Consider the following 24,981-nt stretch of genomic DNA (forward strand, 5'->3'; position numbering starts at 1 on the left):
TTACTATGGAAAAAAGAGAAAAGTTTTCGTCCCGGCTGGGATTTATTCTGATTTCGGCCGGATGTGCCGTGGGACTTGGCAATGTGTGGCGGTTTCCTTACATAACGGGTAAGTATGGCGGAGCTGCTTTTGTACTGATTTATCTGGTGTTTCTGGTTATTCTTGGTATGCCGATTATGGCTATGGAGTTTGCCGTGGGCCGGGCCAGCCAGAAGTCGGCTGCCAGAAGCTTTCATGTGCTGGAACCCAAAGGGAGCAAGTGGCATCTGGAAGGGTATGCGGCCATGGCCGGAAATTACCTGCTGATGATGTTCTATACGACTGTGGGCGGATGGATGCTTGCTTATGTGTATAAGATGGCCTCGGGAACCTTCAGCGGTATGAGCCCGGATGCAGTGGGCGGCGTCTTTGGCGAGATGCTGGCTCAGCCTGGCTCTATGACATTCTGGATGGTGGTTACGGTTCTTTTGAGCTTTGGTATCTGCAGCATGGGCCTTCAGAACGGTGTGGAGCGGATTACGAAGATTATGATGGGCTTTCTGTTTGTGATTCTCGTTGTTCTGTGTGTCCGCAGTATCACGCTGGAGGGCGCCGGAGCCGGCTTAAGCTTTTACCTGGTTCCTGATTTTGGCAAGGTGGTGGAAAACGGCATCGGCGAGGTGGTCTTTGCCGCCATGGGACAGTCATTCTTTACCTTGAGCCTTGGTATCGGAGCTATGGCTATCTTCGGAAGTTATATCAGTAAGGAACGGACTTTAATGGGGGAATCCTTAAATATCTGTGTTCTGGATACGCTGATTGCCCTGATGGCCGGACTTGTGATTTTTCCTGCCTGCTTTGCTTTTGGAGTGGATCCCGGGGAGGGCCCTGGACTTGTGTTCGTAACCCTGCCTAATATTTTTAACCAGATGGCCGGAGGACGGCTGTGGGGAACCTTGTTCTTTATCTTTATGAGCTTTGCGGCATTGTCTACAGTGATTGCCGTGTTTGAGAATATTATCAGTTTTGCCATTGACCTGTGGGGATGGAGCCGTAAGAAAGCGGTTCTTGTGAACCTGGTTCTGATTCTGGTGCTGTCTATGCCTTGTGTGCTGGGCTTTAACGCATGGAGCGGATTTGCTCCCCTGGGCCCTGGCTCTACCGTTCAGGATTTGGAGGATTTTATTGTTTCCAATAATCTTCTTCCTCTGGGCAGCCTGGTCTATCTCTTGTTCTGTACCAGCCGGTATGGATGGGGATGGGATAAGTTCATTGCGGAGGCGGATGCCGGGGAAGGCGTGAAGTTTCCGAAGTGGGCGAGATTTTATGTTTCTTATATCCTTCCGGTGATTGTGCTGTTTATCTTTGTGATGGGGTATTGGCAGAAGTTTGCCGGATGATGCTTTTAGAATTGGTTATACCTTAATGGACGAAAGTCCATCCGCCCCACAGGGGCATGCATTAATGGGGTACCCGTAGGGTATAAGCAATTGAATTATCAAGGGTCTGCTGTCTTATTTTGCAGCAGACCCTTTCACATGATTTCATTCTAAAGAATCAAGAATTTCCTTCATAGTTTCTAGTTCCACCTGTCCCTTTAATAGATAGCGTATTCCATCCGCTACCAGAACTGCGCAGTATTTTGGGCGGCTTGTGCCTGTTACAGAGACGTCTTTTATAATATTAGCCTGATATCCCTGCATGGTTGTATAAGCTTCAACAAATTCATAAGTTCCAAGGAAATCTTTATCCCATCCGTGCTTTAACTGACTCTCACTGACAATAATATTTATTTCCATATCTATAGGCGAAGAAAATTCACTTCCCTCTTCCCATGTATACCGCTCTTTTCCAAATTCCCTGTTAACACTTTTCACATCGCCAAGAATGTAAGGATTCACATATATGGTATTCCAATTAAGATTATCTGTCTCCCGCCGAATAAGCATATATGGATTATTCTCAGCAAGCTTGGAGCTCAATAAACGAATGCCAAGCTCAGAACACAATTCCTGATAAGAGGTGTACTCCTCCAGATAATGCCCCTTGTCATCCATTGAGCCGCTGCAATTGTTTACAGCCTTTTTTTCCATTGGTTCCAGCGCAGGCAGAACCTCCTTGTTCACATGGATATTATTGTAAAGGAAATATCCGGCGCCAGCTGTTCCCCCGGTTAACATCACACATAATATAATGACAGCCGCCTGCAGCCCTCGTTTCCTTCTTTTATTGCGAGCCGCATATAGAACATTATTTACAAAATGTTCCGGCAATATGATATCGGATAGTTCCTGGTCAATTTGCTTTTTTACCTCCATTATAAAACCTCCTGTAATAAGGGTTTTAACTGCTCTCTGGCTCTTTTCAGCCATTGCAATATTGTTGTCTCTTTTTTATTCAAAATAAGGGCAATTTCTTTGACAGGCAGTTGTTGATAATAGTATAAAAGTATGACTTCTCTATATTTGGGTGATAATTTCATTATTTCAACAGATATTGCATTTTTATCAAGCAGCTTTTCATATATGTCTTCCGCTTTTGCTTCGGGGATCATGTCTAGGTTTATATTCCCAAACCCATGTGTTCTCATGTGATTTTTGCATAGATTCATTGCAATCTTCATAATCCACGTTTTTTCTGAACATCGATTCTCAAACGTATAGTATTTTTCATAAACCCTTAAGAAAGTTTCCTGTGTAATATCCTCTGCAAGCTGGTAGTCTTTTAAGTATAAACTGCACATTCTCAGCACATCATTTCCATAATCGCTTACCAGTCTCTTAAGAGTGTCTTCGCTTATATATTTTGACAAAATATGCTCCTTCCCCCAAGGGCTGATGGCTTATTTTGCGACAGCCCCTCTGTCAAGCTTAATTTGTACCTTAAACTTTCTGCTTATATAAATTAGACACGAAAACTATCTTAAATATTACACCGCATTTTAACTTTTTGATATAAATAATATGAAAGTCCTTCTATTCCCTAAAACAGGCTGTATCCGATTTCCCGGATACAGCCTGCCGTTTTGTTCTTCTAACCTTATTTCTTCTCTTCGTGATACTCCTTCTCCGTATTCACGCTCCAGATATTCTTCTTATCCTCCCTGCCGCTTAAAATATTGCCCACAACCTCAAAGGAGGTTGCCATGGAATGATCCATGTTGTTGTAACGGTGCTGGCCGTTGCGGCCTACGCAGTATAGATTGCCGAAATGATTGAGATAATCAATCAAATCATCCATATGCTCATAGGTATCAAAGTATGCCGGGTAGGCCTTCTTCACGCGCTCCCGGTGGGAATCCAGCACATCGCTCTCGCTGGAAATCACGCCCATCTTCAAGAGCTCGGCCGTGGCGTATTTGACCCATTTTTCTTCGCTGAGCTTCCAGTACTTGTCGCCCTCGCTGCAGAAATATTCCAGGCCGATCCACACGGTTTTCTCCGGCTCCGCCACCATATAGGGGGACCAGTTGTTGAAAATCTGGATACGTCCCAGCTTTACGCCGGTATCCTGAACATAGATCCAGCAGTCGGGAACAATGTTGTTTAAAGTCTTAAGCTTTGTTTCATTTTTCAGATTCAGCTTTTTCACCAGAAGGCCGACGGTGACGAAATCCCGATAGGGAAGGCCTGCTGCAATCTCAGCCTTATCTTTCGGCACGTCGTTCATGCCTGCCACCAGATCCTTCACCGGCATAGAGGAGATAAATACGTCGCCCTCCACGGTTACTTCCTGTCCGTCGCACACGTACACCAGGCTCTCCACCCGGTTTCCTTCGGTGTTGATCTTTGTCACCTTACAGCCTTTGCGGATCTCGCCGCCCATGCGCTCCACCTCGGCAGCGGCTGTCTCCCAAAGCTGGCCCGGGCCGTATTTGGGATAATTGAATTCCTCGATGAGAGAGGTCTGCACATGCTTCTTGTCCTGCTTTGCCGGAAGAAGCTTTACCAGGTTGTCCTTCAGAATTCCCATAATGGAAAGTCCCTTCGTCCGCTGTGCTCCCCAGTCCGGTGCAATCTCTCTGGGGTGACGGCCCCAGAGCTTTTCCGTGTAGCCTTCAAAAAACATGGAGTAGAGCTTCCGGCCGAAGCTGTTGATGTAAAAATTCTCCAGAGAATCCACCGGCTTCTTGACAACTGCCGTTTTCAGATAGCTGCAGCCCGCCACAACCGTATCTGCAAAACCCATATTTAGGAAAAGCTTTGCATTGAGCTTGATGGGATAATCGAAAAATTTCTTTTTATAATAGATACGTGATACCCGGTTCCTGGTCAGCATCACCAGATCCTCTTTCTCCGGATCCGGCCCTCCTTTTTTCAGCGGTACGCTGCGGCCCAGAACCTTATCGTCATAGGAAGGCTTTCCTTGAAGGGGCATAATCTGATCCCACCACCGTGTCACCCGGTCGTCCTTGGAGAAAAAGCGGTGGCCGCCGATGTCCATGCGGTTGCCGTTGTAGCGCACAGTTCGGGAGATGCCGCCTATCTCCTGGCTTTCCTCAAGGACCAGTACCTCGTATTCCTTTGACTGCTTTAACAATTCGTAGGCTGCCGTCACACCTGCCGGACCTGCGCCGATGATGATTGCTTTCTTCATTTGAAGCTCCTTTTTCTTTTTCCTGTTATTGTCTGCCGATATTGGATTTTGTATCCAGGTTATTTTTCTATTGTACATGATTTACAAGCTGCCGTCAAACATAACGCGTCACTCTTTCACGTCTTCCTTTACATAGTTGTAACGGACAGGGTTTAACCTGTCATATAGAACTTCGGATTCACCAGAACCAATATGTAAACGCTCTTTTTTCAAAATTGTACGTATACGCTGATTTGTCCCGTAATCCCGTTCTCCTCGGATAAATGCAGAGCAGCATACATATGCTCCATTTTCTTTACTATTTTGTGAGGATTGTATGAGAAAAACAAAGCTTGCGTTATCTGAATGGCTGGAAATGAGATAGTCCCCCTTGATTGTTGTTGTAAAAGGATACATTCGAGGCATAAAAGAAAATAAGACAAAATCTTCCTCAAGAATATTCTTTAGATGTACCAGTGCTTCTAAACGAGGCTTTACCATGATCTCATACTGCATTCCCTTTTGTATCTGCTCTAATGTAAGCTTTTTCAAAAGTATTCTGTCAATTGTTTTTCGGGGATTATATTTTGGAAGAACCAGATCCTTTAAATATTGAAATCCTGCAAGATGGGGAAAATCTTCATAGGAGAACTTAAGATGTATCGTATAAAGCTGTTTTTTATAACCGTATGTAAAAATATATTGATATTCCGTCAGTTCCTTCCACACTTGTGCGGAACGGAAAAGAATATCAGGCTTTTGAATCGTTGCAACCGTCTCCTCCTTTAAATCGAGCTGAAAAAATCCGTTTTCCACTTGCTTCTTTCAAAGCTATATAATATTACTCTCCACTTACCAATCAAGTAGAGGAACGGCTTTCTCCCCTGCTCACCGTGCGCCTCATGGCAGCTCGTTTCCTCTGCACGGAGCTGTGCATAAATAGTTAAGGCTCTGCAAATACAGAGCCTCGATGCGTTTTCGTTCAATTCCTAAGAATCTATTCGGTTTGTGGTTACCGCATAACCCACGAGCTGGCTCCACGGACGACTGCCTGCCGACACAGCCTGCCGTTTCCATGCCGCGATAGCCAATCACTGCCGCTATCCTCTGAATTCATTATAACAGAAAACAATCTTATGTCAACAAAAATAAAAGTATCTTGTTATCATTTTTAATGCCGAATCGAGAAATAATGAATCAAAATCTCCTTGATATGTTGATACCGTCTTGCATAAGCATTTTCCACCCGGATGATCTGCATCTGGTGCGCCTCGCAGATGGCATTCTTTTTCCGATCCCGTTCCCTTACAATCTCGTCCTCAAAATGCTCCTTCCCGTCAAGCTCAATGGCAAGCACCGGAAGCTCCCTGCCTCCCTGGCGCTCGTAGACCACAAAGTCAAAGCGGCCGGAATAAAACAGGTCGTCATGGCTTAGATTGTCCTGAAATACCTGGGACACTGCCACCTCTTTGTGAACGGTATAACGGCTCTGGGAAAGCCAGATATTTTCCAGGGCATGGGTAAGGTTTGCGAGAAAAGCTTCCTCCATAGCCGTACTGAAGGGCTTGATTCCAAGAGCCCGGGAATTGGCCTTTTTCCGGCTCACCTGGGACGCTCCGTTAGCCTTCACATACTCCACAAGCTCATAGAGGTCGTCGCTGCCCTCCCTCTGGTGCAGCCGCTTAAGATTCCGGGAATCGGACAGCACAATCAGCTGATCCCGGGGCCTGGAAACAGCCACATTGATAAGCTCCCGATTATTTTTCAGCCATTCATAGGTGCCTGCCTGGGTACTGTCCGAGATAGCGGTGGAAAAGAGCACCACATCCTTTTCGTCCCCCTGGAAGGCGTGAACCGTTCCGCAGGCCACATGATCAAGGCCTTCCTTTTTCAACGCCTCCTCAATCATTTTCCTCTGGTTTACAAAGGGCGTAATTACGCCGATGCTTTTATCCCGGTGTCCGGCCGCGTAGTTTACAATCTCCTGCACCTCGCAGGGGGCCGTATTTTTCTGATCTGCGGCCTCATTTTTTACATCCACATAGACGAGGGGATGCGCCTCACTGCTGTCAGAGCGGATGTTCAGCTTGGAGTTATAATATTTCCGGTTATTGAATTCGATGATTTTCTCATGGCAGCGGTAATGATTGTGAAGCAATACCTCGTCGCTGACGGAATCACAGGAGAGAAAGGTTTTGTAAATGGAATTCTCCCGGTAGTCGTACTCGTCGGATACGTTGTATTTCCTGCGGAGGCGCTGATTGACCAGGGGATCCAGGAGAATCACCGGATTGAGCTGCTGGGGATCGCCCACCAGCATCAGCTGCTCGCCCCTTATAATGGGAACCAGGGAAACCGCCGTATTGCACTGGCTCGCCTCATCCATGATCACCATATCAAATATAGTCTCCGGCGCTCCCAGACGGTGAGCGGATATGCAGGTGGTGATCATCACCGGAAATACTCTCTGAAGGCGCCGCACATGCTCTGTTTTTCTGAGGTATTTGGAAAATGCCTTTAGCTGCTCCTCCCCTTCGGCCTCAAATAAGATCTTCCGGAGCTCCTCGTATTTCGGCTCATCCAGCCTCTGGATGTATTTTGCCGAAGTGTAGTAAAGATACTTGTAAAGCTCCTCTTCATTGTCATCCAGAAGCTTTAGGGCCTCCTCATCGGTAATCTGGCCTTTGCTGCTGATTTTCCGGTTCACCATCTCCAGCTGCCTTCCCTGCAGATCCGCCTGGAAGGGAAGCAGGCCGATGGCTCCCTTTAAATGGCTCTGGTATTCTGTCATCCGGTGAAGGGTTTCCCTCCGCTCCTGAAGATCCAGAACCTCCTCGTAACGTCCCAGAAGGCCGGAGAGCTCTTTTGCCCTCTGGATGCGGTCGCCGCGCCGTTTGTCCAGGGTAGATTCGTATACGGTAATCGCCTTTGTGGTATGGTAGAGCTCCTTCAGATAACGGATGGCTTCTCTCTGCTTGTCCACATTTCCAAGGCGGAGCACCGGGAAGGGAATCTTCCGGCCATGGTATCGAAGCTCTGTCAGCTTTTGGAATACGCTGTTGATGGGGTGATTGTTGTAGGAGGTGAACAGCACGGTCTTTTCGTTGAAAAATGCAGTCAGCAAAGTGTTCAGAATCGTATTGGTCTTGCCCGTTCCCGGCGGCCCCTGGATGTAAGCTACGGGATATTTCATGGCGTTGTTGATGGCAAGAAGCTGATCCAGATTGATGCGCCTGTTCAGCAAAGTTATAGGACATGCCTTTTTACGGACGGGACGGTTGAGAAGATCTCCGAAAAATGCCCGGATGGGCACAGGAACCTTGTCCTTTTGATACATGTTTAAAATGGCCTGGTATTCCTTGTGAAGATCCAGGGCGATGTCCATCCCAAGGCCAATCACATAGGGCATGTCGTCAACGCTCAGAACCGTCCGGTTGTAGTGGGTGATGCAGTCTTTGATCCGCTCCTGGTTCTCCTCAAAATGCTCCAGAAGCTCATACTCGTCTGCGTCCAGATACCGGCGGATACTCTCTACGGTACCGTCCACAGTGTACTCCGTGCAGATGGTGATATCCTCGTCCGGGCGGAGGACTCGGCGTTTTACATCCAGGCGGAGGCGGCGGTAGGCCAGCACATACAGCCCCTTATTGGTATGGATGCTCAGGACATTCATCGCCAGCTGCTGAAGGGAAATGCGTCCGTCTGGGCGGTTTTCTTCTGTTTTCTGCTGAAAATAAGTGACCATCATACGGAACTGTTCGTCGCTGAGTTCGTAGAACTCCTCCTGAAAACTGTCTCTGTCAAGATAGCGGATTAGTTCAAAATCAGAATAATAGGGCACGCAGTCCATGCGGCTGCACATTTCCAGGTAATTGAGAATCTTTAGATTAGCCGTGTGATCGAAGAGGGTTTTGTACTTATGGGGATGAAGATAAATATCCCTTACCAGCTCCTCATTAATCTCGCAGTAGGAGCCCTCAATGACCTGGGATGTGAGGATGGAATCTATGTAGATGCGGTCATAGGAGCCCAGGGTGTATTTTGCAGTGTGCAGGCCTTCTACCGAAAGAGTGCGGTTTGCAGCGTTCAGATCACGGATGCCTATCCAGTAGTTTGTAATCTGGTTTTCCATGTTCTGATATTCGATTTTGAGCCATTTGCCTTCGTGGATGGCCTTGAAAATGTTGCGGCTGGTGTTGTTCATGGGGCTCCTTGCTCCTTTATTCATCTAGATCCAGCAGAGATTTCACTTCCTCCAGCATCTCCCTTGCCTCCGCATTTCCCCGTTTTGCTCCCTTTTCCAAAAGAGTGAGAAGCCTTGGATTACCCGAAATCAGACAACAGTGGATCTGCAGGGCTGCTGCCATTTCTGATCCTATCTGCTTTTTCGCATATTTCATCATACGTTTTTCCGAGAGCTCCGTTCCGTCCTTTACAAAACGTTCTGCGCTTAAATAGAGTTCACACTGCACGTCAAAGGGCATACCAAAAATGTCCATGTCCTTCCAGTCCTCCAAAGAATCTTCAGCGCCGTTTAAAATCAGATAAGGGTTGGAAAGATGTTCCTTTTCGGCGTATTCCATGCGCGAATAACCGCCCAGGCCGGCTACAGGAAGATGAAGGTAAAGCTTGCTCAGCTCGTACCAGAAACACATGCGCATAAAGGCATCTATATCTTCCAGCAGTTCTGACAAAATTTCCAGATAGTCTCCCCAGGTTTCATTTTCCAGAACAGCATACATGATCTGTTTGGAAACCTCTATGAACAGACTGGCATCATCTGTATAGCTTGACAAGAGGTGTGCCAAATCCTCCAGCTGGTTTGACAGCCATTCTGTGTAGATGTCCAGCTCTTCTTTCGTTACCGGCCTCTGCTGCTCTGGGGAAACCGGGCTTTCCTGTACTTTAAGGGCATAAGCAATGTTCAGCTCCCGAATACTCACAAGCCTTTGCCGGGTTCCCCGAAGATGACCTGTGTATACAATTTCCAGCAATCGCAGATGAAGCATAAGATAATTTTTAAATTGATCCTGTTCAAAGCGATACCCATAGCAGTTACACAGTTTTCTCCGCAAATCTTCCGCAGTAAGAATCCCATAGCGGCAAAGCAGCATAGTTACCCGATAATCCAGTTCTTCATAGCCTTTGACAATCCTCTGCCAGCTGCCCGTTTTCTGCTCCGGAGACAAGAAGCAGGTACATGCTGATTCTGGCGCAAAGTTTTTAGAGTTTTGGAAAAACAGCTGAAAGCTTTTCTTATAATCTGCTGAAATCTCAAGACGGATATCCGTTTCTCCCGCTCCAAAGATCAGATCCGTCATTCCCAGGTATATCAGAAGCTCCAAGGCTGCTTTCTCTTTCTCCAGGTTAAGGGTTAGTTTCTGGTTTTCCTTTACACGGCACAGGCGGAAGTAAAGCTCTATGGCTTCTCTGGGAAGAAGCACCAGGGTAAGCCACATATTTTCCTGAAGATTGGCGGTGAAAGCTTCCGCCAGCTCCTTTTTCCGCCGGTTAGCCGATACCGGCAAAAGGGAATAACGGCAATAGTCTATCAGATTGTTCTTTTTTGAGGCTTCCAGAAGCTGTGACTGCGTATACCGAGAACTTCCCACGGTAACGCGGGTGGACGCGTTAAACTCACACGCCAGATAAAGACTTTGCAGGATTTGTTGTTTTTGTTCTATGGTTTTTGGACGAAAGCCTGTGATAAATTGCGGTTCTGCTGTTTCAGGATGCGAAGCAGCTGCGGTGGATTGCTTTTTGTTTTTCCTCTCCGCCTTTTGCTGCTTTTGGAAAAAGTCTTCGTTATGGTATCTCCAGGTGTTTGAAAAATGGCAGTATTCTTTCAGCCAGGTGTTTATCTGGCTGTCGCTGCCGGTTCCGGTTATGGCAGGATATGGGATATCCTCTTTGTCGTCTGCGGATTCAAGCTCCAATAGACAGGCAAAGGTTTGCGGATATGGGTTTAGGTAGCGAATCTGAGCATTTTTGTTGAAAGCCGGGGCAATTTTGTACTCTGCAGCTATAAAGTCTTCGATGGCATGCCTGGATGTCATAAGCATAAAGCTGTAACAGGCACCGCAGCTTAAGTTGAGGATAAGCTCCAGCGCCGCATGGAGTTCATAAAACGTCACCTGCCCGGGATGGCCAGGCTGGCGGATTTGAAATGAGCGGATGGAAGTTTTGGGGTGAGTTTTAGAGTTAACATAGGCAAGTCCTTTCAATGGTTTCATTTTATGTTTTTAAGAAGATATAATCATATTTCTAAATGTCATCAGTTAATTTCTACAAGCTTTAATTTGTTTCATTTTAAGTCTTTTTTCTATCGCATTTCAACCCATACTCCGCAACAATCCTCTCCACCACCCGTTCCGGCGAATCACCATCCATATAAAACTTATTCTTCACCTTCAAGAACGAAGGCGTATATGCCCATATATCCTTCTTAATCTCCCGAATATAATAATCCCTATGAGCATTTTTATAATCATCATCTTTGTACACATGATCATTCTCATCACTAAAAACAAGCCTGTCAAATATATGCTCCGAAGAATCCTGCAGCTCAATTGCTAATACATCTTCGCAAGCAAGATAGCGATTGAAATGATCTGGGTAAGCAATAGGGGTAATCGAAAATACCTTATTTCCCTTTTTCTTCATCGTCATATCTATCACACGCCCTCTTTTCCAATCTCTTTCTTCGATACTTCCCGTATTGACAAAATCTTCAAGAGTCGTATTATAAAATTTTTTTACTTCCTCATCCAAATCATAAAAGTCATATCCTAACTTCCGAGCCAGCATCTCTCCTGTTGTCGTCTTTCCTACATTTGATACTCCAAACAAAAATATTGTCATGCTCCTCCATCCTATTGTATATTTGTACTTTATTCAAAACAGATTACTCTGTCTCCATCAAAGAAGTTACGTTGTCAAAGGGACCATAAAGTTCTTCCTCCCTTTCAGCTGAATCCATTACCGCCAAAGTAACAGCATTCGGTATATTGCGGCTGATTGCAAAAGGAATCAGTTGTTCTCTCACTGACTGCCTCAAAAAAATATTAAACGCAGTAGAAAGGCTCATGCCTAAATCTGCAAATAAAGCATCCGCCTGAGCTTTCAAATTCTCATCCACACGAAAAGTAACGTTTACATTCTTCACTATTTTTTCCTCCTCCCCCGAAACTCCTCAATCTTCCCCCTAATCTCCGTATAATCCCTCTCAAACAGCTCCTCACTTATCAGCTCATTCAAGATCTCTGCCGGCACCCCTTCCGCAATCTTATTCCTCACAAACTCCTTACTCTTCCCCCCATACTTCGCCATACCGCAGATCGCCTGGATATGCGCCAGCTCCGGCCGCCAAAGTATCCGAAGCTTTAATTCCAGCTCCATCTTCGGATTCCGCGCCGCCTCCCGGATCATATAAAAATCCACGCCCTCTTCCATCTGCTCCACGGAGATAATCCCCCAATACTCCGGAACGTGTTCCCCGATATGCATGGCATGAGTAGACCCCGCCACCACATAATTCCGATCAAAAAACCGGTCATAGTCCTTTACCTGCCGCTTCAGTCTCGCATAAGTATCCGCATCACTCTTAATCTCAATCCCGGCAAGCTCCCCCTGAAGCACCATCACAATATCTGCCCGGGATCTTCCCATCTGCTTCTCCTCAATCATCCGCGCCTTGCCATACCGTTCTTCAAGATAGTCAAACAACGGCTCTCTGATATCTTTATCATACAGCATACAAATCCATCCCAACCCAAATCATTTTCAAAAAGAGGAGCCAGGCACCAGGCCCGACACCTCTTTGTCCGTACGCACATATGTGAGCTTCTGCTTATCCGCTACACCTTCTGCTTCTTCCCAATATAAACCGGAAACGTATCTGTCCCCTTCAGCTCTTTCCCGGCGCTCACCGTCACATCTTTGTCCGCAATCACGTACTCTACATCTGCGCCGGACTCCACCACTGTGCCCTGCATCAGAACACAGTTCTTCACCTTAGCGCCCTTGGCTACCTTAACACCACGGAACAATACGCTGTTCTCCACTTCGCCTTCAATGATACAGCCATCCGCAACCATGATATTCTCTACCTTAGCCCCTTCAATATATCGGGAAGGATTGTCGTCACGAATCTTCGTATAAATAGGCGCCGCCGAGAACAGGGCGTCCAGATTGTAATCATCCAGAAGCTTCATATTCTCATCAAAATAACTCTTCATATCGAATATACGCGCCACATAGCCGTCATATTTATACCCCTGGACATTCAGCCTGTCAAGCTGGTGCAGAAGCACGTCGCGCTCCAGATATACTTCTCCGCGCACATAAGCCGTATTAATCAGATCTATCAAAAGCTCCCGTCTAACCAGCGTAATTCCCATAGAGAAATTCTGTACGCCCTTGGCTTTGGAGTTCACATACATCTTGGTGATCCTGCCGTCCTTAAGGGCAAAGGTATAATAAAATCCCTTGTCATTGGAAGCGCTTTCCAGAATGCTGTCCGGAATCTCCTCTTCACGGTAAGCCATGGTGACATCGGCTCCGGTAGCAATATGCGCGTCAATCAAAGCCTTGAAGTCAAAATTCACCACAACGTTGGTATCCGCCAGAACCACATATTCTTCTTTCTGATCCTCTAAAAACTCCAGAATACCGGCCAGAGCGCCCACACGGCCCACGAAAGGCTTGTTGGTCTTGTCCGCAAAGGGCGGAAAGATGGTCAGTCCGCCGTTTTTCCGAACCAGATCCCATTCCCGTCCGGATCCAAGGTGATCCATCAGAGAATGATAATTATTCCTCACCATCAGAGAAACGTTGTTAATGCCGCAGTTTGTCATGCTGGACAGAATAAAATCAATAAGACGGTAACGGCTGGCAAAAGGAATGGAAGCCATCAGCCGTACATTTACCAGCTCCGGAACGAGTGCGTCATGGCTGTTTGGGAAAATAATGCCAAGCGCGCTTTTATTTGCATTCATCATACCTCTTCACCGCCTTCCACGTTTTTTCTTACCATAGCCTTCGGCCCCACTTTAGCCCCGTCTCCCACGGTGACGCCGGCGCCGATAGTAGCAACGCCGCTCTCATCGCCGGAAGGCATGGCGCCCACAACAGCATTTTCGCCGATGGTTACATTTTCGGCCACGATACAGTGCTTTACAACAGCCCCCGACTTAATGAGGGTTCCGCCCATTACAACTGCATCCTCCACAATCGCCCCTTCTTCTACCCTGACGCCCGCAAAAAGAATGGAGTGCTTCACCGTGCCCTTGATCCGGCAGCCGTCTGTAATCATAGCATTTTCCACCAGGGCGCCCGGACAGATCTTGTGGCCGGTCATGCCGCTGTTGCGGCTGTAGATCTTCCAGTTGGAATCAAAGAGGTTGATACCGCTGTGCTCCGGATCCAGTACCTCCATATTTGCTTCCCAGAGGGAAGAAATCGTTCCCACGTCCTTCCAGTAGCCGCTGAAATGATATGCATACATTCTGCGGCCGTCCCGAAGCAGGTTGGGAATGATGTTATTTCCAAAGTCATTCTCAGATTCCGGATTGGCCTCGTCCTCCTCCAGATATTTGCGCAGGATGTCCCAGTTAAAAATATAGATGCCCATAGAAGCCAGATTGGACTTGGGATTCTTTGGCTTCTCCTGGAATTCCGTAATCTTGTCATCCTCGTCCGCTACCATCAGGCCGAAACGGGAAGCTTCCTCCCAGGGAACCTCCATAACCGCCACGCTGAACTCTGCATCTTTTTCCTTGTGGAACCGCAGGAAATCGCTGTAATCCTGCTTGCAGATCTGGTCTCCGGAAAGGATGATGACATACTTGGGATCGTACCGCTCAATAAAGGAAATATTCTGGTAAATCGCATTTGCCGTACCCTTGTACCAGTCGGAACCGCTGGACTTCTGATAGGGCGGAAGCACATGGACGCCGCCGTGCAGACGGTCCAGATCCCAGGGCTGTCCGTTGCCGATATACTCGTTCAGCACCAAGGGCTGATACTGGGTTAAGATGCCAACTGTGTCAATTCCCGAGTTTACACAGTTGGACAGTGGAAAGTCGATGATACGGTATTTTCCGCCAAAAGGAACTGCTGGTTTTGCAAGCTTCTCTGTCAAGGCATACAGGCGCGAGCCCTGGCCGCCGGCAAGGAGCATTGCAATCATTTCTTTTGCCATAAAAATTTTCCCCCTTTTTATGTTTCCGAGAATGCTCTCATACGTAGATTATACTACAAAGCGGCAAAATTTGGTATCCCTTTTCTCTAAAAGGCATAAAGCTTTACCTATTTTTCTTTTATTTTTCCCAGTAACAATACACGCCAAGTAAAAAAGCTCTTATTACGCTATTTCTTGACACTGCGGCAAAATTGTAATATTGTATTTTTAGCATCAAATATCCTGTGGTATCTGCCGTATGTCATACGTTCTGAACATCCGGCCCATTGCCAATGGAAATAAACAACAAGCCATCATGTCGGTCAAAAAAGCCGCTGGCGCTGGGAAGGGTAATATGGTAAATCTAGTTATTCTATTGGAATGTTTCGGCATATGTTTAACTATTATAGCATTACTCCTTCTGCTCAACGGAGAAGGCGCTAAAGAGCAGAAGCTGCTGATCCTTATCATGTGCGGAACTCTCGTTCAGAATATCGGCTACTTACTGGAACTGACGGCTCCTACCGTGGAGGCTGCCATAACGGCAGTGACGGTAGAAAATGCAGGCTCCACATTTGTTCCGCTGTGTTATTGCTGGTTTATTTATATTTATTGCTGCATCAATCCGCCGAAAACCTTTTTAAGAATTATTGGCACTATCAGCTTTTTCACTCTGCCCACGGTATTTTTTAACTGGCACGGCCTTTTCTATCAAGACGTTCAATGGCTGGCGGATGCAAATGGATTTTATCATATCAGCATCACTTACGGCCCGTTATATGTGCTTTTTTTGTTCAGCCGTATTATCATTCCTTACACCCTTTGTATCTGCACATTGATAAAAGCTATCCGCGAACACTCAGATCGGCAGATAAACCGTCAATATTGGACGATTCTCGGAATTTCTACCCTGCCTGTGATTATGCTGGCAGTCTATGTTTTTAAATTCGTGACGGTATTTGATCTCACACCTGTAACACTGGCTATCTCGATGTCCCTGGTAGTTATTGTAGTCTGGAGCCGCCGCAACTATGACTTCCGTTACCTGGCGGCGGAAAAAGTCCTGGAAAGTCTGGGCGACGGCGTAATTGCGCTGGATGACCACGACCGGCTGGTGAGCTATAACAGAGCGGCGGCGAATATCTTTACCCATCTGCCCTCCCATAAGCCGGGAGAAAATATCCGTGTCGTGGAGGGCTTTCGGGAAGAAATGCTTAACGAGGACATTCCTCAGAGTTTCTCCATCAACGAACAGCATTATGAAAGCCACAGCAAACATATTATAGATGAGAACGGCAAGATACAGGGCTGCGTCATTTTAATTCTGGATATGACTGACATAAAAGCCTATATCAATGAGATCAAACGCGTCCGGCGCCAGGCTGAGAAAGCCAGCATTGCCAAAAGTGAATTTCTTGCCAATATGTCCCACGAGATACGGACCCCCATGAATGCCATTATCGGACTGAATGATATCATCATGGAAGAATGCGGAGATACCGAAATCTATGCTTATGCCAAGGACGTACAGTCTGCGGCAAAGAATCTCCTGGCAATTATCAATGATATTTTGGATCTGTCCAAGGTAGAGGCCGGCAAAATGGAGCTGGTGCATGTAGATTATTACCTAAAAGTTATGGCGGACGAGATCATGGGAATGATGGATATGGCCGCTTCCCAGCGGGGTTTGATTCTGAAGTATGAATGCGACAAAACAATCCCCTGCCGCTACAACGGCGATGACGGCAGAATCAAGCAGATTTTAATCAATATTCTCAGCAACGCCATTAAATTTACAAACAAAGGATATGTACGCGCTTATATTACCGGAAAGCCCGGAAGGAGCGAAGATGAGGAGCTGCTCATTTTCTATGTGGAAGATACCGGCTGCGGCATCCGCGAAGAAGATCTCGGCAAGATCTTTGAGGATTTCCGGCAGGTAGATTCCAAGCGGAACCGAAACGCAGAGGGCACCGGACTGGGCCTGGCCATTGTGAAGTATCTTGTGGAGCTGATGGAAGGCACCATCCAGGTAGAAAGCACTTACGGCAAAGGGACGACGGTTACCATTATGATCCCACAGAAGATTATAGACGCCGCCCCTGTTTCTAATACGCCGGAGCTTCCGCAGTCAGAGCAGAAATTAACAGATATGTTTACCGCCCCCGGTGTAAAGGTACTCATTGTGGATGATAATGTGATCAACCGCAAAGTGGCAAGAGGCTTTCTGAAAAATTATGCCTTTGATCTGACCGAAGCGGCAAGCGGGCCGGAGGCCGTGGAGCTTGTGCGCAATGTCCGGTTTGACATTATCTTTATGGATCATATGATGCCTGGTATGGACGGCATTGAGGCAGCGGAGATTATCCGCAGAGACTGCGGCGAAAACGGCGCCGCCCCTGTTATGATTGCATTGACCGCCAACGCCATGGAAGGAATGCGTGAACATTTTTTGAAATGCGGTTTTCAGGATTTTATTGCCAAGCCTCTTGATCGGAGAGAGCTGAACCAGCTCCTACTGCGCTGGGTGCCGGAAAAATACAGACAGACAGATGGTATAGAAGAGGAAGCCAAACCCCTTGATCCGGCCGTATTTCAGATTGAAGGGGTGGATATGAATGCCGCGATGCAGTATTATTCCGGCGATGAAGAGGGCTTTGCCGATCTGCTGGAGCTTTACTGCATAGACGGCAAACGCAAGACAGAGCTTCTGCGCGAGCTTGTGGATTCCGATATTTTGCGCTATCAGATAGAGGTTCACGGACTTAAGAGCGCATCCGCCAACATCGGAGCAATGGAGGTCTCCGCCATGGCCCGTGCGCAGGAACATGCCGCCGCCCAGGGAGACAGAGAGTTCATCCGTGAGAAGTTTCCGCTGCTGCTGGCAGAGTATGAGACCCTTCTGGCTGGTATCGGACAGTTCCTGGAACGGCGGAGCCAGGAGAATGCAGCAAAAGAAAAGCTTCCCTGTCTGACCCTGCAGGAACTGAAGGAACAGACCGCCGCAGCGCTGGAAGAGCTGAAACATTTCCGCTCTCAGGAGTGCGCAAAAAGAGTGGAGGCAATGCTGCTCCATGAACTGCCCAAGGAGACTAAGGAGAGCCTTTTGCAGATACGGGATCAGCTGAGATTATATGAAGACGATAATGCGGAAGATCTATTGAGCCGGCTTCTAAGCATACTTGAAAAGGAGGACGAACAAAAATGAGTCAAACAGAAAGCGGATTTTCTAAAAAGCGTATTTTAGCAGTGGACGATACTGCTATTATCTTAACCAGGATTTCGGATATCCTGCGGAACGATTTTGATGTAATCACTGTTAATTCTGGGGCGCGGGCCTTGAAATATCTGGGCCAGGAAAAACCGGATCTGATTCTGCTGGATATTCAGATGACTCCCAAAAACGGCATCGATACCCTTCGGGATATACGCTCTATGAGAGACCGGTCAGACATACCGGTGATCATGCTTACCGGCGTGGAGGATAAGGAAAGTGTTCTTGCAAGCTTTAAGCTTGGAATCTGCGATTACATACTCAAGCCTTTTTCTTCCGATGATCTGCTGAAAAGAATCCGCATGGTTTTCGAACCGGAAAACCATGCGGATATGGAATCATAAGAAAGAGAGGGGATTGACAAGATGAATACTGCTTTGGCGAAGGAAGAGCTTGCACAAATACTGGATCAGGCTGTTCAGGATGTGACGGAACGTACCGCAGGGGTGCGTCTCCAGCAGGGGGAGCAGTCTCCTGCCGGAGATCTTTGTACTGTCCAGATCACCTTTGACAAAGGGTTTCACACCAGCCTGACCTTATGCGCCGATACGGGACTGTTGTACCGCATGGCATGCAATTCCTTTCACGAGGAATCCGTAAGCCCGGAAGATCTGGAAGAATTCAGCAAAGAATATTTCAATGTGCTCTGCGGCAGAATAGCAGGGGCAATGTTCCGGGCCACACAGGTTCCGGCTCATTTTGGCCCGCCGGTCTTTTATCATGGACGCTATGAACCGGAAGGGCGTGAGATACAATTCGTACTCACATATTGCGACGAGCATTGCGGAGGCGGCGCACAGTTGATTCACCATGTACCCTGTTCCCATGAGGACGGGACTGTCGCAAGCGAAGGCTGAGAGAAGGGAGTATAGGAAATGAGCAAACGAATTATGGTGGTAGATGATTCCCGGCTTGTCCGGGTTCAATTGGGTGATGTTCTGGAAGGTACGGATTATGAGATTGCGGCATACTGCCGAAGCGGCGAGGATGCCATTGCCCAGTATGACGAGGTAAATCCCGATCTGGTGACCATGGATATTATCATGCAGGGAATGGACGGCCTGGACGCTTCCGAGATTATTCTCAAGAAGCATCCGGATGCCAGGATTGTTATGATCTCCTCCCTGGCATACGACGATACCTTTGAGAGAGCTAAGGCCATCGGCGCAAAAGGCTTTGTGGATAAGCCTTTTCATCAGGAGCAGCTGCTCAAGGTGTTTGAAGAGGCGTTGTCTTAACTGCCTGGGGGCTTTATTTTTGTCAGTTGAAAAAGGTCTTGCCAAAATGATACTTCTCAATTTGGTAAGACCTTTTTATGGGCTTTCAGCTTTTATAACCTGATAATTCCGGCTGCCCCGGCTCATATTTTGCACCAGGCTTCCTTATATACAGACGCACTTATTTAACCCACTGCTTATTAGACACTGGTTTGCCATGCCCAAAATAGATTCTTCTATTACCCAGTCTGCTGATTTTTCCCGCACTTTCTAACATGTCATGTTTGTTGTGAAACAACATTGATACTGTCGGATAAAACATATTCATCAATGCGTCGCCGACTATCAGATAGGCGTTCTCCACATCAAGCCCTATCGAACCATCTGTATGTCCGGGTAAGGCAATTACATTTGCATCAATCCCATAGGCTCTTAAGCTGTCTTTATCATTCAGCAATACATCCGGCTTAAATTCTTCCATTGTACGCGCCGAAAACTCTTTGAGCGATACGGACAAGACAATCTTCCCCAAAAAACTTTCGGCAGAAAGCCTTTGATTTGTATTGGATTCAATTAGACTGCAGTCCTTTTCGTTCATTCCGATTGGAATTCCCAACGCATTTGATATTTGGGCGGCATTTTCTGCATGGTCAAAATGTGCATGTGTCAGGACAATCAGTTTAACATTATACGCTTTGCACTGTTCAATAACTTTATTTAGGAATTCTTTTTTCCCTGTGTCTACTAGTATTCCGCTAGTTCCGTTTTCGACTATATAACAGTTACTGTTTCCACATTTTATCCTATGAATTTCGCTCATATTTCTTCTCCTGACATATTGTTTTATGGGCTTGATTATAACATTTCTGTATTGAATCTGCTGGAATAAAATTCTGTCCCAAGCTCGTATTATACAGATATCCAATACTTTTGTATAATACCGCTTTTACTCAGCCCTGCAGTATCTTCAACCTCATCTTCCAACACTCCGCCATTTTTCACGATGATTCTTTTTGAAGCAGTATTCTCTTTATCACAGGTTAATAAAACCCTATGTTCTCCGAAATCATGGCAAATGGATAAAATCAGCTTGAGCATTTCAGCCCCATAACCCTTCCGTCTTTCGGACGGCCGAACGCTATATCCGATGCTGCCTCCGAAAATTCTGAGAGAGTAAGAGAGAGGATGGCGGAAATCAATGATACCCACAACAAAATTGTCCTGCTTCCTTACCGCCAAAAACACTTCAGACGGCACAATCCTCTCTTTCTTCCGCATCCAGCAATTTCTTCAAATCATCAATGTCCGGGAGTGCTTCAATCAATTCCGCCGACATATCTTTTGATGTTTTATAGGTAGCCACTCCCATCGGTTTCGTATAATCCCGAATCACAAAATCTACAAAGGCTTTATTCATATCTTTACATAGTATAATACCAATCGACGGGTTTTCATGTGGTTTTCTTTCAAATTCATCTAATACACTCAAATAACCTGATAATTGCCCCAAATAAGCCGGTTTAAATTTTCCGTTTTTCAACTCTACCGCCACAAGGCAATTCAATGCTCTGCTGAAAAATAAGAGATCAATATATTGATCTTCTCCAAAAGCATCCAGATGAAACTGGTTCCTCACAAACGTAAAATCTCGTCCAAACGTCAAAATAAAATTTTTTATATTTTGGACAATTGCATTTTCCACCACTCGTTCATCTACATCCGCCCTATCACGAACACCTAATTCTTCTACATTGATGTAGTCCAGCAAATACTCGTCTTTAAAAGTACTGATTGCTCGCAAAGCCTGTTGACTTGACGGAAGTGTTTGTACAAAATTATTGGGCATTTGTCCCTGATGATGGTAATCATCCCTGTCAATAGCTTTTACCAACGCTTCACGACTATATTTCTCCTCAGCACAACGCTTGATATAAAAAATTCTTTCGTTCATATCTTTTACTTTAGATATAATCGTTCTGTGATGTGTAAACCCAATAGCCAAAAATGCATCCGCCGGAACCGTCAGTTTTTCCGGCACCAATGGGTGCCAAATTGCCATATTATTATTTTTTTCTAATTTGGCACCGACGGGTGCCAAATTATCTTTCAGCTCAATCATCTCATTTTGTTCTGTATCTTCTATACACGACCATTCTTCATAAAATTTTCGCATATCCCTTAAACTTCTGGGCGAAAATCCACGAAGTCCTGGCAATTCCCGATCAAGCCGCATGCTAATCGCATTAATTGCCCCTCTTCCCCAATATCCATTTCGAGAATTTGAAGAAATATATTTTCCAATACCATAATACAGCATAAGCTGCTTTTCATTCACTCCTCTGGCTGCATCATATTGGCTCTGCAAAATTGCTGTCTTTATCGTTTGGACAGCCTCTTCATAATTTGAATATTCACTCATTTACAATCACTCTCCAATTATCAAAATCAGTATTTATCATTTTTTATTTAGGATTTGTTCTCTGTCGAGTATGTAAATCTTTTGATTATTTGATATATCAATATTATCCTGCCTATATGAGCTAATGTTATCATTTTGTTATCGGGATTGATAACACATGCTCTGTAACTGCGGATAATAACTATATGTTATGATTTTAATCATAAACAATTTTATTTAGCGAATTGACCATTAATATAGGAATACATAAAAACACTCGTACCTTGTACTTTCATACAGTTTTAAGACTGTATTCTTATAACAATGCAAATATTATCTTTATTAATTATCAACTACTTTATCTTGAGTCTTATACACATTTACTTTCAAATCTGTACATCACTTTCACTTTTCTAAACAGGTATTATTCCCGATGGTTGAATTTTATTATCAAAACCATTGACATAATACGCTAATATTTTCATTCTATTTTCTACTCTTTTAAATGAATGACCTCCTTTTGAAATAAGCGCCAACAATCGATACTCTTCAACTACAGCGTCTGAATATCCATGAAAAGCCCCTTTCACACTATCAGCCTTGGCTGAACTAAATGCTGAAAGCTTTTCATTTATAGAATCTAAAGCCTTTAATTTATCTTTACCATTCTCCGTAAAATCTACAAATTTTAGAACAATCAACAACAAGAAAAATTTCATTGCCCTAGCATTACAGGACATATATTTAATAGGAATACTATTATTATCTACAATTGAATTAAGTACATCTATACAATAAAGTGTTTTTGCAATTGTTTCTTCATTTAATTCACTACACTCAGAAACAAATCTCATAACTTCCTTATCTGTCACACCAAATCCAATCTTCCCGTCAATTAATCCCAAAATACTATAAAAAACTCTGTCAAACTGTTTACGTTTATTTCCAAAAGAAAGTTTGTCCAGCAATAAATCTATATCATTAATCATTTTTAAATATTTGTCCAACTCAGTATCTGGCACAGAATTTATAATTTCTCCCGCTCTCAATCGTTCTTGGTTTTGAAGATATCTAAAATATTCTGTAATTTCTTCATCGGAAGCATTTGTTATATTAGTAATAGATATATTATATGCCAAAATATTGTCTTGGATGACTTGAGGTAAATGCTTAAAACTAAGTAGAATTTTCCCTTTATTACGTAATTTTTTCTTTAATTTCAATAATCTAATATCTGAATCCTCACCTACATACTCTATAATATATTCAATAATTGACCTCGAAACATCACTCTGTATAACATATTCATTTTCAATAAATTTATAAATAGTCGTCAACCTTTGCTGTCCATCAACCACCTCAAACATTGCACCTTTATCATTTTTTTCTGTACGAACTCTCAAACTTACATTTCCAATCGGATAACTTTTTATAATACTGTATAATAATTTATCCTTAAAATCAGAACTCCAAATATATCCTCTCTGAAATTCAGGCTGTAAATCAATGCCATCACGCTTATTTATGTTTCTAATCTGATTCAGCAATGTTTGTATCGGTCTAGAATCATAGGAAAAAGACATTATAAAAGACATCACTTCTCCTCCTTCGCTGTTTAAGGTCATTATATACTGCATCTTCTCCTTTGTCAACAGACTCTTTCTGATATTTTTTATATTTTCAATTAAATTCACAAAAAGCTCAAGAGTCTATTTTACTCAAAACGATTGAACAAAAAATAAAACGCAAATCAAAAGTCTACCCTTCCCTTGCTAATAATATCCTCCGCATACTGTAAAAAACGAAATTCTCCCAAACAACTATTGGACAATCATCTTACGCCAATATAACAAATGTTTGACAAACCTACATTGTTTCCGTATCTTCGATCAGATTTTTCTTTAGTGCTTCAATCGTATCTTGGTTCTTTTTAAGAAGTTCCAACTGCCTATACGCCTTTTCCCTTAATATCTTTAATCGTTCAATGTTAGATAACCCTTGCCTTATCAAATCAGCATTGGTATCTTCCAAATTGATAAGTACAACTAATTCCTCTGCCGAAGCAAAATCTCTGATATTAGGTGTTTTTCCACTTATTCCCTTTTCACTTCTCCATTGCGCCGCTGTCTTGCCAAACAAAGCCATATTTAAAATATCTGCTTCGGATGCGTATGTATAAACCATTTCCTGTGGGGATAATGTTGGTGTTATCAGAAATTCCTTTACCGCATCTGTATGAATACGATAATTTATTTTTGAAAGTTCCCTCTTAGCATCCCAGCCAATCGCTAATCGGTTTGCTTCATCTTTCTTTAACCGCTGATAATCCTTAATAATATAGAGTTTAAATTCTGGCGAAATCCAAGACGCAAATTCAAAGGCTATATCTGTATGGGCATATGTACCGCCGTATCTACCCGATTTTGATATAATACCAATTGCGGCTGTTGCCTTTATCCACTGTTGCGGCGTCAATGTAAATGCATTATCTCCCGACTCCGCTTTAAACCTATCGAATTCGATAGGTTTAAAATTGGGATTATGAATCTGCTCCCACAAACCCAGAAATGAGATTGTTGAATGGTTACGCATCCAGTTCGCAACCACGATAAAAGCATTGTCTGAATTTTTATATTTGGCAATATCCGTTAAAGAAATATAAGCTTCTTCATTTACGACATCCCCCATTACTCTGATTTCTGTTCCATTGGCATCTATTTTCATATTTTTCATTATCTCCAACCACTTCCTTTAGCACAGATTATCCCTTATATGACATCATATATAACAGACACTCTTGCAGCAATTTTTCTGGATTGTGTTCCAATTCTATTATCGCTTTTATCTCCGCTTTAGCCTTATACGGAATATTGTTATTATTCTCAATAATCTTTTTTAAGACTTCCTTTACTGCTTTTTCATCTAAATTCTCAGCCATTTACACATACCCTCCTCATCACACGTCCCTGTTTTGCAGGATTTCTTCTCACTCCATCCCGGGGGCGGATAGACCGCATCAAATGGGGATGCCCCCTTATAATTGTATATTGGAGTACATACTCTTATATCAAGAAATGACCATGTAGGTATTACCTGCCCCTATGCTTCTCTTTCTTTTTCTGCTGTTTCAGTTCAAACTGCCGCTGTCTTTCTTCCTCCCGTTGTTCCCGGCACGTTTCCGCACTTCACGCTGCATCCGTTTAGGATTGCGGCCAGCTTCTTTTACATCAGTTGCCACAGCCGGACTAAATCGCAGCCGACAGTAATTTTTCAGAACGAAATCATAAATTTCATAGTCTTTAGGCTCTACGCCAAATCGGTGCGACTGGACTACCTACCAGTTCTGCAAGATTACCTT

At 44.6% G+C, this 24,981-nt stretch carries 22 protein-coding genes and 1 pseudogene; 5 read left to right on the forward strand and 18 right to left on the reverse strand.

What is annotated here, in order from left to right:
- Window positions 1-5: 5 nt before the first annotated feature.
- Window positions 6-1,379 (forward strand): sodium-dependent transporter, encoded by a 1,374-nt coding sequence (locus VV089_RS16395; RefSeq protein WP_334336642.1) that lies wholly within the window; start codon window positions 6-8, stop codon window positions 1,377-1,379.
- Window positions 1,380-1,523: 144 nt separating this feature from the next.
- On the opposite strand, the gene VV089_RS16400 is transcribed toward VV089_RS16395, so the two are convergent.
- From VV089_RS16400 to VV089_RS16450, 11 genes are all read right to left on the reverse strand, one after another.
- Window positions 1,524-2,297 (reverse strand): hypothetical protein, encoded by a 774-nt coding sequence (locus tag VV089_RS16400; protein ID WP_334336643.1) that lies wholly within the window; start codon window positions 2,295-2,297, stop codon window positions 1,524-1,526.
- Window positions 2,297-2,791, reverse strand: a complete 495-nt coding sequence (locus VV089_RS16405; protein ID WP_334336644.1) for an RNA polymerase sigma factor — start codon at window positions 2,789-2,791, stop codon at window positions 2,297-2,299. Before VV089_RS16405 ends, VV089_RS16400 begins: the two co-directional genes overlap by 1 nt.
- Before the next feature lie 227 nt (window positions 2,792-3,018).
- Window positions 3,019-4,575 (reverse strand): NAD(P)/FAD-dependent oxidoreductase, encoded by a 1,557-nt coding sequence (locus tag VV089_RS16410; protein ID WP_334336645.1) that lies wholly within the window; start codon window positions 4,573-4,575, stop codon window positions 3,019-3,021.
- A gap of 108 nt (window positions 4,576-4,683) precedes the next feature.
- Window positions 4,684-5,370 (reverse strand): PBECR4 domain-containing protein, encoded by a 687-nt coding sequence (locus VV089_RS16415; RefSeq protein WP_334336646.1) that lies wholly within the window; start codon window positions 5,368-5,370, stop codon window positions 4,684-4,686.
- A gap of 355 nt (window positions 5,371-5,725) precedes the next feature.
- The gene (locus VV089_RS16420) at window positions 5,726-8,758 is read right to left on the reverse strand and encodes an AAA domain-containing protein (protein ID WP_334336647.1); all 3,033 of its coding nucleotides are present in this window, start codon (window positions 8,756-8,758) and stop codon (window positions 5,726-5,728) included.
- A gap of 16 nt (window positions 8,759-8,774) precedes the next feature.
- Window positions 8,775-10,688: a hypothetical protein gene (locus VV089_RS16425; protein WP_334336648.1), complete on the reverse strand. Its 1,914-nt coding sequence runs from the start codon at window positions 10,686-10,688 to the stop codon at window positions 8,775-8,777.
- Window positions 10,689-10,863: 175 nt separating this feature from the next.
- Entirely contained in the window at window positions 10,864-11,415 is a 552-nt protein-coding gene (locus VV089_RS16430) for a shikimate kinase (RefSeq protein ID WP_334336649.1), read from the reverse strand.
- A 43-nt stretch (window positions 11,416-11,458) separates the two neighbouring features.
- On the reverse strand, window positions 11,459-11,719 hold the full coding sequence (locus VV089_RS16435; protein WP_334336650.1) for a type II toxin-antitoxin system RelB/DinJ family antitoxin: 261 nt from the start codon (window positions 11,717-11,719) through the stop codon (window positions 11,459-11,461).
- A complete protein-coding gene (locus tag VV089_RS16440) occupies window positions 11,719-12,309 on the reverse strand; it encodes a sce7726 family protein (RefSeq protein WP_334336651.1) in 591 nt (196 codons plus the stop codon). Before VV089_RS16440 ends, VV089_RS16435 begins: the two co-directional genes overlap by 1 nt.
- A 101-nt stretch (window positions 12,310-12,410) precedes the next feature.
- Window positions 12,411-13,553 carry a glucose-1-phosphate adenylyltransferase subunit GlgD gene (glgD, locus tag VV089_RS16445; RefSeq protein ID WP_172543950.1) on the reverse strand — a complete coding sequence of 381 codons (1,143 nt, stop codon included), beginning with the start codon at window positions 13,551-13,553 and terminating at the stop codon, window positions 12,411-12,413.
- Window positions 13,550-14,755, reverse strand: a complete 1,206-nt coding sequence (locus tag VV089_RS16450) for a glucose-1-phosphate adenylyltransferase (protein ID WP_172543949.1) — start codon at window positions 14,753-14,755, stop codon at window positions 13,550-13,552. Before VV089_RS16450 ends, glgD begins: the two co-directional genes overlap by 4 nt.
- 334 nt (window positions 14,756-15,089) lie before the next feature.
- On the opposite strand from VV089_RS16450, the gene VV089_RS16455 reads away from it, so the two are divergent.
- The 4 genes from VV089_RS16455 to VV089_RS16470 are packed head-to-tail and all read left to right on the forward strand — an operon-like array spanning window position 15,090 to window position 19,246.
- The gene (locus tag VV089_RS16455) at window positions 15,090-17,942 is read left to right on the forward strand and encodes a hybrid sensor histidine kinase/response regulator (RefSeq protein WP_172543948.1); all 2,853 of its coding nucleotides are present in this window, start codon (window positions 15,090-15,092) and stop codon (window positions 17,940-17,942) included.
- Complete coding sequence (locus tag VV089_RS16460; RefSeq protein WP_172543947.1) at window positions 17,939-18,352, forward strand: response regulator; 414 nt, start codon at window positions 17,939-17,941, stop codon at window positions 18,350-18,352. Before VV089_RS16455 ends, VV089_RS16460 begins: the two co-directional genes overlap by 4 nt.
- 21 nt (window positions 18,353-18,373) lie before the next feature.
- Entirely contained in the window at window positions 18,374-18,865 is a 492-nt protein-coding gene (locus VV089_RS16465; protein ID WP_334336652.1) for a hypothetical protein, read from the forward strand.
- Window positions 18,866-18,883: 18 nt separating this feature from the next.
- Window positions 18,884-19,246, forward strand: coding sequence for a response regulator (locus VV089_RS16470; RefSeq protein WP_172543945.1), 363 nt, complete (start codon window positions 18,884-18,886; stop codon window positions 19,244-19,246).
- Between the two features lie 160 nt (window positions 19,247-19,406).
- On the opposite strand, the gene VV089_RS16475 is transcribed toward VV089_RS16470, so the two are convergent.
- The 7 genes and pseudogenes from VV089_RS16475 to VV089_RS16505 all read right to left on the reverse strand — a co-directional run.
- Complete coding sequence (locus VV089_RS16475; RefSeq protein ID WP_334336653.1) at window positions 19,407-20,045, reverse strand: MBL fold metallo-hydrolase; 639 nt, start codon at window positions 20,043-20,045, stop codon at window positions 19,407-19,409.
- Window positions 20,046-20,134: 89 nt separating this feature from the next.
- A complete protein-coding gene (locus VV089_RS16480; RefSeq protein WP_334336654.1) occupies window positions 20,135-20,503 on the reverse strand; it encodes a GNAT family N-acetyltransferase in 369 nt (122 codons plus the stop codon).
- The gene (locus VV089_RS16485; RefSeq protein ID WP_172543942.1) at window positions 20,472-21,644 is read right to left on the reverse strand and encodes a PDDEXK nuclease domain-containing protein; all 1,173 of its coding nucleotides are present in this window, start codon (window positions 21,642-21,644) and stop codon (window positions 20,472-20,474) included. Before VV089_RS16485 ends, VV089_RS16480 begins: the two co-directional genes overlap by 32 nt.
- A 392-nt stretch (window positions 21,645-22,036) precedes the next feature.
- Window positions 22,037-23,260 (reverse strand): GmrSD restriction endonuclease domain-containing protein, encoded by a 1,224-nt coding sequence (locus VV089_RS16490; RefSeq protein ID WP_172543940.1) that lies wholly within the window; start codon window positions 23,258-23,260, stop codon window positions 22,037-22,039.
- A 229-nt stretch (window positions 23,261-23,489) separates the two neighbouring features.
- Complete coding sequence (locus tag VV089_RS16495) at window positions 23,490-24,356, reverse strand: KilA-N domain-containing protein (RefSeq protein ID WP_334336655.1); 867 nt, start codon at window positions 24,354-24,356, stop codon at window positions 23,490-23,492.
- A 28-nt stretch (window positions 24,357-24,384) separates the two neighbouring features.
- Window positions 24,385-24,561 (reverse strand): hypothetical protein, encoded by a 177-nt coding sequence (locus VV089_RS16500; protein ID WP_172543938.1) that lies wholly within the window; start codon window positions 24,559-24,561, stop codon window positions 24,385-24,387.
- A 151-nt stretch (window positions 24,562-24,712) separates the two neighbouring features.
- Window positions 24,713-24,939, reverse strand: a pseudogene (locus tag VV089_RS16505) (DUF2992 family protein); the annotation flags it as partial.
- Window positions 24,940-24,981 lie beyond the last annotated feature (42 nt).

The sequence above is a fragment of the Candidatus Merdisoma sp. JLR.KK011 genome, assembly GCF_036941125.1.
Classification (GTDB): Bacteria; Bacillota; Clostridia; order Lachnospirales; family Lachnospiraceae; genus Laedolimicola.

Excerpts from the sequence above, each read along its gene's own strand:
- VV089_RS16490 (WP_172543940.1), bottom strand. The coding sequence starts at position 23,260 with ATGCAGTATATAATGACCTTAAACAGCGAAGGAGGAGAAGTGATGTCT.
- VV089_RS16485 (WP_172543942.1), bottom strand. The coding sequence starts at position 21,644 with ATGAGTGAATATTCAAATTATGAAGAGGCTGTCCAAACGATAAAGACA.
- VV089_RS16440 (WP_334336651.1), bottom strand. The coding sequence starts at position 12,309 with ATGCTGTATGATAAAGATATCAGAGAGCCGTTGTTTGACTATCTTGAA.
- VV089_RS16480 (WP_334336654.1), bottom strand. The coding sequence starts at position 20,503 with ATGCGGAAGAAAGAGAGGATTGTGCCGTCTGAAGTGTTTTTGGCGGTA.
- VV089_RS16395 (WP_334336642.1), top strand. The coding sequence starts at position 6 with ATGGAAAAAAGAGAAAAGTTTTCGTCCCGGCTGGGATTTATTCTGATT.
- VV089_RS16420 (WP_334336647.1), bottom strand. The coding sequence starts at position 8,758 with ATGAACAACACCAGCCGCAACATTTTCAAGGCCATCCACGAAGGCAAA.
- VV089_RS16450 (WP_172543949.1), bottom strand. The coding sequence starts at position 14,755 with ATGGCAAAAGAAATGATTGCAATGCTCCTTGCCGGCGGCCAGGGCTCG.
- VV089_RS16465 (WP_334336652.1), top strand. The coding sequence starts at position 18,374 with ATGAATACTGCTTTGGCGAAGGAAGAGCTTGCACAAATACTGGATCAG.
- VV089_RS16500 (WP_172543938.1), bottom strand. The coding sequence starts at position 24,561 with ATGGCTGAGAATTTAGATGAAAAAGCAGTAAAGGAAGTCTTAAAAAAG.
- VV089_RS16430 (WP_334336649.1), bottom strand. The coding sequence starts at position 11,415 with ATGACAATATTTTTGTTTGGAGTATCAAATGTAGGAAAGACGACAACA.
- VV089_RS16470 (WP_172543945.1), top strand. The coding sequence starts at position 18,884 with ATGAGCAAACGAATTATGGTGGTAGATGATTCCCGGCTTGTCCGGGTT.
- VV089_RS16410 (WP_334336645.1), bottom strand. The coding sequence starts at position 4,575 with ATGAAGAAAGCAATCATCATCGGCGCAGGTCCGGCAGGTGTGACGGCA.
- VV089_RS16460 (WP_172543947.1), top strand. The coding sequence starts at position 17,939 with ATGAGTCAAACAGAAAGCGGATTTTCTAAAAAGCGTATTTTAGCAGTG.
- glgD (WP_172543950.1), bottom strand. The coding sequence starts at position 13,553 with ATGATGAATGCAAATAAAAGCGCGCTTGGCATTATTTTCCCAAACAGC.
- VV089_RS16475 (WP_334336653.1), bottom strand. The coding sequence starts at position 20,045 with ATGAGCGAAATTCATAGGATAAAATGTGGAAACAGTAACTGTTATATA.
- VV089_RS16495 (WP_334336655.1), bottom strand. The coding sequence starts at position 24,356 with ATGAAAAATATGAAAATAGATGCCAATGGAACAGAAATCAGAGTAATG.
- VV089_RS16400 (WP_334336643.1), bottom strand. The coding sequence starts at position 2,297 with ATGGAGGTAAAAAAGCAAATTGACCAGGAACTATCCGATATCATATTG.
- VV089_RS16455 (WP_172543948.1), top strand. The coding sequence starts at position 15,090 with ATGGTAAATCTAGTTATTCTATTGGAATGTTTCGGCATATGTTTAACT.